Source organism: Nitrobacter sp., from assembly GCF_047149785.1.
Classification (GTDB): Bacteria; Pseudomonadota; Alphaproteobacteria; order Rhizobiales; family Xanthobacteraceae; genus Nitrobacter.
Genome location: NZ_BAAGBE010000001.1, coordinates 3,420,698 through 3,434,005 on the forward strand (window position 1 = coordinate 3,420,698; position 13,308 = coordinate 3,434,005).

Here is a 13,308-nt window from a genome sequence, read left to right on the forward strand (position 1 = left end):
TCAGGGTGTTGTCGTTCAGTATCGGGGCACGAGTGCTGGAATCGGGCAACTAGACGATGTCGTCCGCTGTTACTGGACCCGAGATTGACCGCCTGATCCAGTTGCTTGCGCGGCTGCCGGGGCTCGGCCCGCGCTCGGCGCGTCGGGCGGCGCTGCATCTGATCAAGAAGCGTGACGCATTGATGACGCCGCTGGCGACCGCGCTTCAGGTGGCGATCGACAGGATCCGGGTCTGCGGGGTCTGCGGCAACATCGATACGCGCGATCCATGCACCGTGTGCACCGACACGCGACGCGATCCTTCCATCATTGTCGTGGTTGCCGACGTGGCCGATCTCTGGGCGCTGGAGCGCGCCGGCGCCACCAACGGGTTCTATCACGTGCTCGGCGCGACGCTGTCGCCGCTCGACGGCGTCGGCCCGCAGGATCTCACCATCGATGCGCTGGTGTCGCGGGCGCACGATCCGCGTGTGACGGAAATCGTTCTGGCGTTGAATGCGACCGTCGATGGCCAGACCACGGCGCATTACATCACCGACCTGCTTGGCGACGCCGATGTGAAGGTGACGCGCCTGGCCCACGGCGTTCCGGTCGGGGGCGAACTCGATTACCTCGATGAAGGGACGCTGTCGGCCGCGATGCGGCAGCGCACGCTGTTTTGACGCTCTTCGCCGTTACCTCTCCCCCATGGCCCGTCGAAGACGGGCGTCAACGCCCTTATCGGGGAGAGGTCGGGTCGCTCGGCACGCAATAGAGCGTTTTCGAGCGAAGTGGCTACCGGTTCGCGTAAAGAAAACGCGTCAAATCAAAAACATAGAGCCCCGCTTCTGACTCCATCAGAAGCGGGGCTCTATGGCGCCGGAGATCATGCGCTCAGGACTTGTTCTTGCGTTCGCGCAGCTCGGCAAACACGTCGACCCCGCTGGCTCCCTTCATGTGAACTCCGGCCGCCACCGCAGGATCGTCGGCGCGCAGGAACACGTTGGCCTTCTTCTCCTCGCCCATCAGGGTCGGCACCGTCGGCTGGCCCCCGGCGCGCAGCCGCGCGACGTCCTCGGCCCTCGCCCTGAGCGCCGGATTGTTCGGCTCGATGGTCAGCGCGAATTTCACGTTCGACGCGGTATATTCGTGGCCGCAATAGAGCCGGAAATCGTCCGGCAGCGCGCGCAGTTTCAAAAGCGAATCCCACATCATCGGATAGGTGCCCTCGAACACCCGGCCGCAGCCGATCGAGAACAGAGTGTCGGCGGCGAACACCACTTTCTCGTCGTCGAAGATATAGCTGACGTGATCCAGCGTGTGGCCCGGCGTCTCCAGCACGCGGCCGAGCAGCGTCCCGACCTTGACGATATCGCCCTGGCTGACGCGCAGATCGACATTGGCGATTCCGGCACGCTTGTCATGCGGTGCGACCACCCGGCAATTGTATTTCTGCTTCAGTTCGGCGATTCCGCCGACATGATCGGCATGGTGGTGGGTGACGAGAATATCGGTCAGCCTCCAGCCTTCGCGCTCCAGCGCCCCGATGATCGGCCCGGCCTCCGGCGCGTCGATGGCGGCGGTCGCATCGGTCGCGGCGTCGTGAATCAGGGCGCCGAAATTATCGGTGAGGCAAGTGAACAGGCGAATTTCGGCGGTCATGTCGTCTCCGTGAAGCCGGGAGGTCGGCGCGAGTGGAGTAAATCTAAAGAAAATGCGCCAAAACAAAAAACCAGGCTGGGCTTTGATTCCATCAAAGCCGAATGGCTCTAGAGTCCGTTTCACTGGCGTTGAATCAAACTCTCTACCCATCCTTTCGAACGGGCATGATCTTATTCGAAAACCGGTTCCCACTTTTCGGGATCATGCTCTAGCATAGCCATGTATGCGGTGAAACACGGCGTTAACAGTGGCGAGACGATTGCATAAATCGTGGCGGGCGGGGGTGCCGGTCCCACCGGCGACATGGTAGACGTGAGCCATGGCGATCGATGTTATCGACCTCCGCGATTTCTATTCGCAGCGCCTCGGCGTCGTGGCGCGGCGGCTGATCGGTCGCGGCATTCAAGCGCATTGGCCGAGTCTGGAAGGTCAGTGCGTGGTCGGCCTCGGTTATCCGACGCCCTATCTCGGACTGTTCCGCGAGGGCTGCGAGCGCTGTATCGCCCTCATGCCGGCGGCGCAGGGCGTATTGAAATGGCCGACGGCGCGGCCGGCGCTGGCGACCCTGGTCGACGAGCTTTCGTTGCCGCTGCAGGACGCGGTGGCGGACCGCATCCTGCTGGTCCATGCGCTCGAAATGTCGGACGATCCGGAAAATCTGCTGCGCGAGGTGTGGCGCGTTCTATCGCCGTCGGGCCGTATGTTGGCGGTCGTTCCCAATCGCCGCGGTATCTGGACTCGCACCGACGCAACGCCGTTCGGTCACGGCCGGCCGTATTCGCGCCCGCAGATCACCCAATTGCTGAGGCAGACATGGTTTACGCCGTCGGCATGGGGTGAGGCGCTGTTCGTTCCGCCGATCAAGAGCGGTTGGTTCCTGCGTTCGGCCGCGGCGTGGGAGCGCATCGGCGCGGCGCTGTCGTTGCCATTCGCCGGCGTTCATATCGTGGAGGCGACCAAGCAGGTCTATCGCCCCATTGCCGCAAAGAGGGAGCACAGCCGGTTGATCCCGGTTTTGCCGCCGGTGCTGGCGCCGTCGTCATGCAGTGCCGACGAATGATATCCGACCGAGACCTTTAGCCGTCCCGCCCCCATCCGGAGACAGGGCGAGATGCGTCGCGCTATTCGTTGCTGGTGTTGAAATCCTCGCCGGGAGTGGACGGCTGCTGCGCCATGCCCTCCGGACGCGGACCCTGCGGGCGTCTGCGACGGCGCGGCGGGAATCGGTCGTTGCGCTCGCCGCCCTGATGGCCGTTGCCTTCGAACCGGCCGCCGTTCGCCTGCTGCGATCCCGTGATGAACGAAGGCAGGCGATCGACGCCGCCATTGTTGTCGGGGGGTTGCATCGCCGGTGGCTGGTATTGCGGCTGCGGCTGACGGTATTCGCGGGGCTGTTGCTGATCGCGCTGAAAGGGCTGCGGATCCCGCTGATGATTGTCGCGCGGCTGCTGAACCGGAACGAAGCCCGGCTCCGCCCCGAAATTCGAATAGTTTTCGCTATCGTCGTCGCCGGCATCCTCCGATGTGTCGACGTCGATCCGCGGCTGTTGCTGCGGCTGGCTCTGGCGGAACTGTTCCTGTGCCGCGGCGATCAGGCGAAAATAATGCTCGGCGTGCTGATAGTAGTTTTCGGAAGCCACGGGATCGCCGGATGAGCGGGCGTCGCGGGCGAGCTGGACGTATTTCTCGGCGACGTGAGAGGCGGTGCCGCGGATCTTGATGTCGGGGCCGTTGGATTCGAAAACCCGCGTCATCGGGTTCTGGCCGCGTCGGTTGTTATTGTTATTATTATTGTTGTTGTTCCGGTTACGCATCCGCTTGTTGTTATTCTGACCGTTTCTCATGTCCCGCCTTCAGTTGCCAGTCTTGAAGTTTCCATCCTTGGGGAATTGCCTAGATCACGAGCGTGATCAATTCCGTATTTTGGGAAGCAGGATGCGGGCGAAAAACCGCTACACACTCCTCATCCGCTCCAGTCGCTTTGCAGTAATTGCCGCCGCGGCGGCCTGAGGGCGCGCATCGGCGCCATCCATCTCCATACTCGGTTTCGTCAATCGTCGCGTTCAGCAAAAGACGCGTTCCCCGGTCGCCGGCAGGTGCATCACACCAGCATGGCCAAGTCATCCAGCCAGCCAATCAAATCAGGTCTTCTCGCGTGGGTCTTTAAGCGCAATATCAGGCTTTCGTTCGCTTCCCGGTCGCAAGCAGCGCAGCTCTCGGCTCTCGCGCTTGATATAACCTGCCTCTTCAGGAATCGTTCACTCGGGCAGGTTCTCTCCTCGAGAACTGTGGGCTCACCTGCAGCAAGCCTGCGGAGCCAGCAACCCGGGACCATGTTGACCGAAACGTAATCGCTCCCGAGGGATATTCCAAGTGGTTTTTTATCGTGCAATCGGGCTTTATGGAGGCAATTTCCCCACGATGACACGGCCGATGCCCGCCAAGTCGGCCCTTGGGGAGCCCGCGACCGTTAACCCTGCGGCCGCTACCAGTTGGGCAACGTCACCGTCTCGTCCCTGTCCGATCTCCAGCACGAGATGGCCGCCGGGCGATAGCAGTCCTGACGCTTGGGGCGCGATCCGGCGATAGGCTTCGAGCCCGTCATCGCCGCCATCCAGCGCGAGATGCGGATCGTGATCGCGGACCTCCGGCGCGAGAGACGCGATATCGGCCGTGCGGATATAAGGCGGATTCGAGACGATCAGGTCGAACAGGCCGGTCAGCCCTTCCGCGTAGTCACCGACCAGGAAGTCCGCGCGCGGCGTAAGACCGAGGGCTTGCGCGTTGTCTTTCGCGGTGCCGAGCGCGGCCGCACTCAGATCGGTGCCGATGCCGGCGGCGTTCGGCAGTTCGCTCAGCAATGCGAGCAGGATCGCGCCGCTGCCGGTGCCGAGATCGGCGATGCGGAGCGGTGATTTCGCGCGGCCTTCGGCGCGGAGAATGTCGAGCGAAGCCTCGACCACGGTCTCGGTATCCGGCCGCGGCACCAGCGTCTCCGCCGAGAGCTTGAGCGGCAGCCCCCAGAATTCCTTCGTTCCGAGAATGCGCGCAACCGGCTCGCCCGCGATCCGGCGGCGCACGAAAGCGTCGAGGCGTGCTGCGGCATCCATGGTGAGCGGGCGCGGACCGTGCGTGATCAGCCCGGTGAGATCGAGCTGCAGCGCCGCGCCGGCCAGCATTCGGGCATCAAGCGCGGCGCTGTCGATCCCCGCGGCCTCGAAGCGCGCCGTCAGCAATCGCCGCGCGGTCTCGATGCTCTGTCCGGCCAATGAACCGCTCACGCGCCATTCTCGGCCGCGAGCTGCGCCGCCTGGTGCTCCGTGGTCAGCGCGTCGATCAGTTCGTGCAGTGCGTCGCCGGCGATCACCTGCGGCAGCTTGTAGAGCGTCAGGTTGATGCGGTGATCGGTGACGCGGCCTTGCGGAAAATTGTAGGTGCGGATGCGCTCGGACCGGTCGCCCGATCCGACCTGATCCTTGCGGTCGGCGGAGCGCGCGGCGTTGATGCGCTGCCGCTCGGCGTCGTAGATGCGCGAGCGCAGGATGTTCATCGCCGAAGCGCGGTTCTTGTGCTGGGAGCGGCTGTCCTGCATGTTGACGACGATGCCGGTCGGGATGTGGGTGATCCGGATCGCGGACTCCGTCTTGTTGACGTGCTGGCCTCCCGCGCCCTGCGCGCGCATGGTTTCGATGCGAAGATCGTCGGGCTTGATCTCGACGTCGACCTCTTCGGCCTCCGGCAGCACCGCCACGGTCGCCGCCGACGTATGGACGCGTCCCTGCGCTTCGGTATCGGGCACGCGCTGCACCCGGTGCACGCCGGATTCGAACTTCAACTTGGCGTAGGCCCCGCGGCCCCGCACCTCGGCGACGATTTCCTTGTAGCCGCCCATGGTGCCTTCGCTCGCCGACACCACCTCCACCTTCCAGCCCTGCAAGCCTGCGAAACGCTCGTACATGCGAACAGATCGCCCGCGAACAGCGAGGCTTCGTCGCCGCCGGTGCCGGCGCGGATTTCGAGCATCACGTTACGCTCGTCCATCGCATCTTTTGGCAGAAGGGCGATTCGGATCTTCTGGGCGAGTTCGTCGCCTTGCGCTTCCAGCGCCGGGCGCTCGGCTTCCGCCATCGCCCGCATCTCGGCGTCGGTGGCGGGATCGGCGATCATGGCGTCGATGCCGGCGATCTCGGCCTTGACCACGCGCCAGTTCTTCACCGCCTCGACGACAGGATTGAGTTCGGCCAGTTCGCGCGTCATCTGCACGTACCGGTCGGCGCTGACCTGGCTCAGCAGCTCGCTTTCGAGCGCGGCGTGGCGGGCCAGCATGAGGTCGAGTTTGGCTTCGGGAAGTGCGGACATGATTGAATTTCCGGGATGGATAAGGGCACGCGCGGCGGTGGCACGCTACAACGCCAGCCCTTCTGCGTCGGCGAAGTCCTTGAGCCTGTCGCGGATGGATATGCTGCCGGAGGGGGCGTCCAGCAGAGGCATGATCGCCGCTTCGGCCTTCTGCGCATCGAGATCGAGGATCATGGCCTTGACGGGACCATGCGCCGTGGCCGACAGCGACAGTGAGCGGTAGCCGAGCGCGATCAACACCAGCGCGCCGAGCGGCTGCGACGCCATTTCCCCGCACAGCGAGGCGCTTTTCCCGGCTGTTTTCGCCTTGGCCACGATGTCGCGCAGGGCCCGGAGAATCGGCGCCGACAGCGTATCGAAGCGGTTGGATACCTTGCTGTTGCCGCGATCGACCGCGAACATGAACTGGAACAGGTCGTTCGATCCGACGGAGACGAAATCGACCTTCCCGAGCAATTCGTCGAGCTGGTACAGCAGCGCCGGCACCTCGACCATGGTGCCGACGTCAACGCGTTCCGGCAACGCGTGGCCGTGCTGGCGCAGATAGGTGAGTTCGCGCTCGACGATGGCCTTGGCCTGATCGAATTCGGCGACTTCCGAGATCATCGGGAACATGATGCGCAGCGCGCGTCCGCCGCCGGCGCGCAGCAGCGCGCGGACCTGCCCGCGCAGCAGACCGGGGCGGTCGAGCCCGAGCCGGATCGCGCGCCAGCCCAGCGCCGGGTTTTCCTCTGCCACGGTTTCCATGTAGGGCACCGCCTTGTCGCCGCCGATGTCGAGGGTGCGGAAGGTCACGGGCTTGTCGCCGGCGGCGTCCAGAACGGCGCGGTACAGCGCAAGCTGCTCGCTGGTGCGCGGCAGGTTCTGGCCGACCATGAATTGCAGCTCGGTCCGGAACAGGCCGATGCCGGAGCAATTGGTATCCTCCAGATGAGGCAGGTCGATCAGGAGGCCGGCATTGATCATGAGATCGACCGGCTGGCCGTCCCGGGTGACGCAGGGCTTGTCGCGCAGCGCGATGTACTGCGCCTGCCGGCGGGCGCGAAAGCGAACGCGCTCGGCGTAAGCCGATTCGATTTCCGCCGACGGTCGCACGTAGATTGCGCCCGAGGTGCCGTCGACGATGATGGCGTCGCCGGGGTCCGCGATTCCGGGCGCGTTCGGCACCTCGCCGACGGCCGGGATGCCCAGCGCCCGCGCGACGATGGAGACGTGCGAATTCGCCGTGCCCTCTTCCAGCACCAGGCCGCGCAACCGCTTGCGGTCATAGTCCAACAGGGCCGCCGGTCCCATGGCGCGCGCGATCAAAATCGCATTTTCCGGGAGCTGCTCGCGCGACGGCGCATGGTCCTGCCCGGCCAGTTGCCGCATCAGGCGGTGGCCGAGATCCTCAAGGTCGTGCAGGCGGTCGCGAAGATAGGGGTCGGTCGAGCGCAGCATCCGCGCGCGGGTATCCGATTGCACGCGCTCGACGGCGGCCTCGGCCGTGAGGCCGGTCGCGACCGCCTCCTGCAGCCGGTGCGACCAGCCGTGATCGTTGGCGAACATCCGGTAGGCCTCGAGCACGTCGCGGTGCTCGCCGCCGTCCGCAACGTCGCCGCGCTCCAGCATGCGGTCGAGGTCGGCGCGCAGTTTGGCGAGCGCCGCCTCAAGCCGCCTGATTTCCTTCGGCAGGTCCTCGGCGATGTAGTTGGTGATGACGACGCGGGGCTCGTGCAGCACGACATGGCCGAGCGCGATGCCGTCGGACAGGATCGCGCCGGTCTGGCGGATCGAGCGGCGCACGGCCGGCTCGAGGCCGGGCTGGGCGAGCGCGGCCAGTTCGCCCGAGGCGATCATCTCGGCGAGCACCATCGCCGTGGTCTGGAGCGCTTCGACCTCCTCCTCGACATAGGTGCGCCTGGCGCGGTTCTGCACCACCAGCACGCCGAGCGTATTGCCCGCGCGCAGGATCGGCACGCCGAGGAACGAATTGTAGATTTCTTCGCCGGTTTCCGGGCGGAAGGAGAACGCGGGGTGACTCTGCGCGTCCGGCAGATTAAGCGGCGTCGCTTCGCTCGCGACGAGGCCGACCAGGCCCTCGTGCGCGGTCAGCACGGTGCGATGCACGGCGTCGCGATTGAGACCTTCGGTGGCATAGAGTTCCAGGGTGTTGTCGACGCGCAGCACGTAGGTCGAGCACACCTCCGCCACCATGTTGGCGGCGATCAGCACCACGATCTTGTCGAGGCGCTCCTGTGCGCTGACCGGCTCCGCCATGACTTCGCGGAGCCGTCTCAACAAGACGCGGGGGCCGCTCGACGCGCTCCGCATGTCCCGGTATCCTCCCTGCGAGGCCGCCTTTTGATAAGCCTCGGAAAAACAATGACTTTACCGCGTCAGAAGCGTAGCAGCGCGGTGCATGGCCGAATGATTGTCTGCAGCCGTGGCGCCTGTCGCGAACGGCCACGTCATGAGGCCGTATAGCCAATCGACGTCCGTTTTGCCAAGCAAAACACCTGCCGCCGACGGGCGCACAGTTTGGAAGAACTGCACCCTGCGCGCGTGACCCGGGCGGCACTGCGTTGCGCCGGTTCAGGCGGCGCAGCAACCCTCAGGCTTGATCGAGTCCGTACAGCGTGTGCAGCGTCCGTACCGCCAGTTCGGTATAGGCGGTGTCGATCAGCAGCGAGAACTTGATTTCGGAGGTGGTGATGGCGCGGATGTTGATGCCCTTGTCCGACAGCGCCTTGAACGCCTGTGCCGCGACGCCGGCATGGCTGCGCATGCCCGAGCCGATCACCGAGATTTTCGCGACGTCGGTGGCGCTATCGAGGCGCGCATAGCCGATGGTGTCCCGGGCCGCGGCGATGGTCTCCCTGGCGCGGGCATGGTCGGTCGCCGGCACCGTGAACGTCAGGTCGGTGGTCTTGCCGTCCTCCGAGACGTTCTGCACGATCATGTCGACGTTGATGTTGGCGTCGGCGAGCGGAACAAAAATCGAGGCGGCGACACCCGGCTTGTCCTCGATCTGGCGCACCGAGATCTGCGCCTCGTCCTTGGAGAAGGCGATGCCGGTGACGACGTGGCTTTCCATGATGTCCTCCTCGCCGCAGATCAGCGTACCCGGCGGCGTGCCATGGGGATCGATGTCCTCCGGCCTGTCGAAACTGGAGCGAACGAAAATCGGCATGTTCTGGGTCATGCCGAGTTCCACGGAACGAACCTGCAGCACCTTGGCGCCCTGCGACGCCAGTTCCAGCATGTCCTCGAACGCGATCCTGTCGAGCCGGCGGGCCTTGGGAACCACGCGCGGATCGGTGGTGTAGACGCCGTCGACGTCGGTATAGATGTCGCAGCGGTCGGCGCGGATGGCGGCGGCGACCGCCACCGCCGAGGTGTCGGATCCGCCGCGGCCGAGCGTGGTGATGCGGCCGGTCTGCGGGCTGATGCCCTGGAAGCCGGCGATCACGGCGACCTCCTTGCGCTCCCTGAAGCGGTTGACGAGGTCGCCGCCGTCGATCCCGATAATGCGCGCCGAGGCGTGGGCGTCGCTGGTCCGGATCGGGATCTGCCAACCCTGCCAGGAGCGCGCTTGAATGCCGAGCGATTGCAGCGCGATGGCCAGCAGCCCTGAGGTGATCTGCTCGCCGGAGGCCACCACGGCGTCGTATTCGCGCGCGTCGTGCATCGGCGAGGCGTCGCTGCACCAGGCCACCAGTTCGTTGGTCTTGCCCGCCATCGCCGACACCACCACCGCGACGTCGTGGCCGGCGTCGACCTCGCGTTTGACATGCCGCGCGACGTTGCGGATGCGGTCGAGATTGGCGACGGAGGTGCCGCCGAATTTCATCACAAGGCGGCTCATGACGGGTGGTGCGTTCCCAAGGCGAACTGGATAAAAGAGCTAGCGGTATAGATATAATGTCATGCGAAAAGCGGGACGCACGGGCGAGAAGGCGCGTATACATACCCGCGCCGTCGCGGGCGGGCAACCCGGCTTTCGGCCAGTTCGCGGGAGGCCGGACGATCCAGGGAACGCGCGTGAGGCAGGCCGATGGGGCGTTATATCGACGATATTCTGCAACCGGGCGAGAAGGTGTTGTATTCGACCAACGTGCATTGGATTTTCTATCTGCCGGCCATCGCCGCCTGGGTCGTGGCGCTCGCCCTGTTCGTGGGGTCGCAGATGTTCGTGACCGAGACGCCGATGCTGCTATGCTTGTCGCTGGCGGTCATTGCCGCGCTCCTGGCATTGTACTGGATGCTGAGGGCATGGTTTCGCCGCTGGACCACCGAGACCGACGTGACCAATTTGCGGGTTGTGCACAAGAGCGGCTTTATCAGGCGGCGCACTTTCGAGATGAGTCTGGACAAGGTCGAGAGCGTGGATGTCAATCAGAGCATTCTCGGCCGTATTCTCAACTACGGCGACGTGACGGTGCGCGGGGTCGGCGAGGGAGCCGAGAGGATCAGAACCATCGCTTCGCCGCTGGCGTTCCGCAGCCACATCACGGCGCGATAGGAGCCGCGCAGCCATGACCACGCCAGTCAACCCTTCCGCAAGGTCTTCGGCCGCGTCGGGATCGACGGTCGATCCGGCCGAGATCGCGAAGTTCTCCAAACTGTCGCAGGAGTGGTGGGATCCCAACGGCAAGATGGCGCCGCTGCACAAGATCAACCCGCTGCGGCTCCAGTTCATCCGCGACGCCGCCTGCCGCAAGTTCGAGCGCAGCGCGCGCAGCCTGAACTGCCTGGCGGATTTGAGGCTGCTCGATATCGGTTGCGGCGCCGGCCTTCTGTGCGAACCCTTCACGCGGCTTGGCGCCGAGGTGATCGGGGTCGATCCGTCCGCGTCCAACATCGCCGCGGCGAAGCTGCACGCCGAGAAAGCCCACCTGTCGATCGATTATCGCTGCACCACCGTGGAAGACATGGATGTGCGCGAGCGTTTCGACATCATCCTCGCGATGGAAGTGGTGGAGCATGTCGCCGACGTCGGCCTGTTCATCGATCGTTGCGCCGCGATGCTGAAACCGGGCGGCATGATGGTGGCCTCCACCCTCAACCGCAACTGGAAGAGCTTCGCGCTCGGCATCGTGGCGGCGGAATACGTGCTGCGCTGGCTGCCGCGCGGCACCCACCAGTGGGACAAGTTCGTCACCCCCGATGAACTCGCGCGTCATCTCGAGCGCAACAGGCTCGGCATCACCGAGCAAAGCGGCGTGGTCTACAGCCCGTTCGCGGACAGATGGAGCCTGTCGTCGGACATGGACGTCAACTACATGGTGGTGGCCGAAGCCGTGGGGTGAAAGATCAACGGGCGCAGCCCGCATCGCTCGTCATTGCCGGGCATAGCCGTTCCGGCGTCGCTTCGCTCGTCTATGCCCCGGCAATCTAGCGCTTTCTTAAAAGATGGATACGCGGGCCGAGCCCACCTATGACGACTTTTAGCAGGCCCGCATTACCGCCATGACGTCGCTCCCGTTGACGCCGATGACGGGGACCGGCACGGTGGGCGGCGTTCAGCGGTTCAAGCTCCCATCATCCTTCATGTTCACCATCGCCTCGCTCTGGATTCCCTTCACCGTCACGGCCGCGTTCGCACAGGTCGCGCGCAATGCGATGCAGCGGTCGCTGACCGGTCCGCTCGGCACCTGGGGCGCGACCAACATCCGCTTCCTGTTCGGTTTCCCGTTTGCGCTGATCTTTTTCGCCCTGGTGATCGTGGTCACCGGCGACCCGGTCCCGTGGCCGTCCGCCGTCTTCTGGCTGTGGCTGCTGCTCGGCGCGCTCACGCAGATCGTCGGCACCGGCCTGATGCTGCTTGCGATGAACGACAGCTCGTTCGTGGTGACCATAGCGTATCTCAAGACCGAAGCGATCCAGGCCGCGATCTTCGGGTTTGTTTTTCTCGGCGATCATCTGACCTTGCTGAAAGTGGTCGCGATCGTGATCGCGACCGCCGGCGTCATCATCACCGCGCTCCGGCCCGGCGGCGCCAGGGGCTTCGCCGACATCAAGCCGACGACGTTGGGACTGCTCGCGGCCGCCTGCTTCGCGCTGTCCGCGGTCGGCTTTCGCGGCGCTATCATCATTGTGCCGGGGGTATCGTTCGTCACCGCGGCGACCTACACGCTGGTGTTCGGCCTGTTGGTGCAGACGGCGGTGTTGACGGCCTATCTGTTTCTGCGCGCGCCCGACGTGCCAGGAAAAATTCTCGCCCTGTGGCGGCCGTCGATGTTCGCGGGTTTTCTGGGCGCGTTCGCCTCGCAATTCTGGTTCCTGGCGTTCGCGCTCACCGCCGCAGCCAACGTCCGCACGCTGGCGCTGGTCGAGGTGCTGTTCGCGCAGGCGGTGTCGTATTATTCGTTCAAGCAGCCGCTTTCCTTACGTGAAGCTGGCGGGATCGTGCTGATCGTGATCGGCGTCGGGCTGCTGGTCAGCGTTTGAATGCAATCAGCACCGCGCCGCTTGCGATCAGCGCGATGCCGAGCCAGCCGTTGAGCGATGGCCGTTCGCCGAGGAAGGCGACGCCGAACAGCGCCACCAGCACCACGCTCAGCTTGTCGATCGGCGCCACCAGCGTCACCGGGCCGAGTTTCAGCGCGCGGAAATAGCAGATCCATGACGCGCCGGTTCCGAGCCCCGACAACACCAGGAAAATCCAGCTCCGGGTCGGGATCGAGCCGGGTCGGCTGAATTGCCCCGTTGCAAACAGGATCGCGCTCAGGCCGACCAGCACGACGATGGTGCGGATCCAGGTCGCGAGATCTGAACTGATGTCCTCGACGCCGACCTTGGCAAAAATGGCGGTCAGCGCCGCGAACACGGCCGATAACACGGCCCAGGCTTGCCAGCTCGCAAGGGCCTGTGTGCTCATCAGTTCCGGTCGTCCCGCAGCAGCGGCAGCGACCCGACGTCGACGCCTTCCTCGATCAGCGATTTCGCTTCCTCCGGCGATGCCTCGCCGTAGATCGGGCGATGCTTGATATCGCCGTAATGCATCTTACGGGCTTCGTTGGGAAAGCGCGCGCCCACGTCGTCGGCGTTCTTGACAAGATGATCGTGCAACTGTTTGAGCCCGGCGCGCAGTTCGCGTTCCTGCGCCATTGCTACCGACTCGGATAAATCCGCCGACGCCGCCGACCCGCGCTTTTTGGTTCCGGCGATTCGCGGCGCCATGATCGCCTTCTCGACCTTGGCCGAGCCGCAGACCGCGCAGGTCACGAGCTTGCGCTTGAGCTGCGAATCGTAGGCCGACGAACTCTGGAACCAGCTTTCGAAGCTGTGACCGCGCTCGCAGCGCAGGTTGTAGCGGATCATGCC

Annotated in this window: 12 protein-coding genes and 1 pseudogene; 5 read left to right on the top strand and 8 right to left on the bottom strand. The window is 64.8% G+C overall.

The genetic code is table 11. The annotated features are described in order from the left end of the window. The first annotated feature begins 56 nt into the window (after positions 1 to 56). Positions 57 to 662 (top strand): recombination mediator RecR, encoded by a 606-nt coding sequence (recR, locus tag ACMDCM_RS15970; RefSeq protein ID WP_412774464.1) that lies wholly within the window; start codon positions 57 to 59, stop codon positions 660 to 662. Between the two features lie 211 nt (positions 663 to 873). Here recR and gloB read toward each other — a convergent pair whose 3' ends face one another. Next, positions 874 to 1,641, bottom strand: coding sequence for a hydroxyacylglutathione hydrolase (gene gloB, locus ACMDCM_RS15975; protein ID WP_412774465.1), 768 nt, complete (start codon positions 1,639 to 1,641; stop codon positions 874 to 876). Between the two features lie 319 nt (positions 1,642 to 1,960). Here gloB and ACMDCM_RS15980 point away from each other — a divergent pair, with 319 nt between their 5' ends. Further along, the gene (locus ACMDCM_RS15980; protein ID WP_412774466.1) at positions 1,961 to 2,701 is read left to right on the top strand and encodes a methyltransferase domain-containing protein; all 741 of its coding nucleotides are present in this window, start codon (positions 1,961 to 1,963) and stop codon (positions 2,699 to 2,701) included. A gap of 61 nt (positions 2,702 to 2,762) precedes the next feature. On the opposite strand, the gene ACMDCM_RS15985 is transcribed toward ACMDCM_RS15980, so the two are convergent. The 5 genes and pseudogenes from ACMDCM_RS15985 to ACMDCM_RS16005 form a co-directional block, all read right to left on the bottom strand. Continuing rightward, positions 2,763 to 3,485, bottom strand: a complete 723-nt coding sequence (locus tag ACMDCM_RS15985) for a DUF4167 domain-containing protein (RefSeq protein WP_412774467.1) — start codon at positions 3,483 to 3,485, stop codon at positions 2,763 to 2,765. A 555-nt stretch (positions 3,486 to 4,040) separates the two neighbouring features. Further along, positions 4,041 to 4,922, bottom strand: coding sequence for a peptide chain release factor N(5)-glutamine methyltransferase (prmC, locus tag ACMDCM_RS15990; RefSeq protein WP_412774468.1), 882 nt, complete (start codon positions 4,920 to 4,922; stop codon positions 4,041 to 4,043). Then, positions 4,919 to 6,000, bottom strand: a pseudogene (gene prfA / locus ACMDCM_RS15995) (peptide chain release factor 1). Before prfA ends, prmC begins: the two are co-directional and overlap by 4 nt. A gap of 45 nt (positions 6,001 to 6,045) precedes the next feature. Then, a complete protein-coding gene (gene ptsP / locus ACMDCM_RS16000) occupies positions 6,046 to 8,313 on the bottom strand; it encodes a phosphoenolpyruvate--protein phosphotransferase (protein WP_412774469.1) in 2,268 nt (755 codons plus the stop codon). A gap of 280 nt (positions 8,314 to 8,593) precedes the next feature. Beyond that, positions 8,594 to 9,847 (bottom strand): aspartate kinase, encoded by a 1,254-nt coding sequence (locus ACMDCM_RS16005; RefSeq protein ID WP_412774470.1) that lies wholly within the window; start codon positions 9,845 to 9,847, stop codon positions 8,594 to 8,596. 189 nt (positions 9,848 to 10,036) lie between these two features. On the opposite strand from ACMDCM_RS16005, the gene ACMDCM_RS16010 reads away from it, so the two are divergent. The 3 genes from ACMDCM_RS16010 (at position 10,037) to ACMDCM_RS16020 (ending at position 12,432) form a co-directional block, all read left to right on the top strand. After that, positions 10,037 to 10,504 (top strand): PH domain-containing protein, encoded by a 468-nt coding sequence (locus ACMDCM_RS16010; protein ID WP_412774471.1) that lies wholly within the window; start codon positions 10,037 to 10,039, stop codon positions 10,502 to 10,504. Positions 10,505 to 10,517: 13 nt separating this feature from the next. Further along, complete coding sequence (gene ubiG, locus ACMDCM_RS16015) at positions 10,518 to 11,291, top strand: bifunctional 2-polyprenyl-6-hydroxyphenol methylase/3-demethylubiquinol 3-O-methyltransferase UbiG (protein ID WP_412774472.1); 774 nt, start codon at positions 10,518 to 10,520, stop codon at positions 11,289 to 11,291. A 241-nt stretch (positions 11,292 to 11,532) separates the two neighbouring features. Next, positions 11,533 to 12,432, top strand: a complete 900-nt coding sequence (locus ACMDCM_RS16020) for an EamA family transporter (RefSeq protein WP_412774783.1) — start codon at positions 11,533 to 11,535, stop codon at positions 12,430 to 12,432. On the opposite strand, the gene ACMDCM_RS16025 is transcribed toward ACMDCM_RS16020, so the two are convergent. Next, positions 12,422 to 12,862, bottom strand: coding sequence for an EamA family transporter (locus tag ACMDCM_RS16025; protein WP_412774473.1), 441 nt, complete (start codon positions 12,860 to 12,862; stop codon positions 12,422 to 12,424). The two genes, ACMDCM_RS16020 and ACMDCM_RS16025, sit on opposite strands and share 11 nt — an antisense overlap. After that, positions 12,862 to 13,305 (bottom strand): DUF1178 family protein, encoded by a 444-nt coding sequence (locus ACMDCM_RS16030; RefSeq protein WP_412774474.1) that lies wholly within the window; start codon positions 13,303 to 13,305, stop codon positions 12,862 to 12,864. The genes ACMDCM_RS16025 and ACMDCM_RS16030 overlap by 1 nt, the downstream gene beginning before the upstream one ends. Between the last annotated feature and the right edge of the window lie 3 nt (positions 13,306 to 13,308).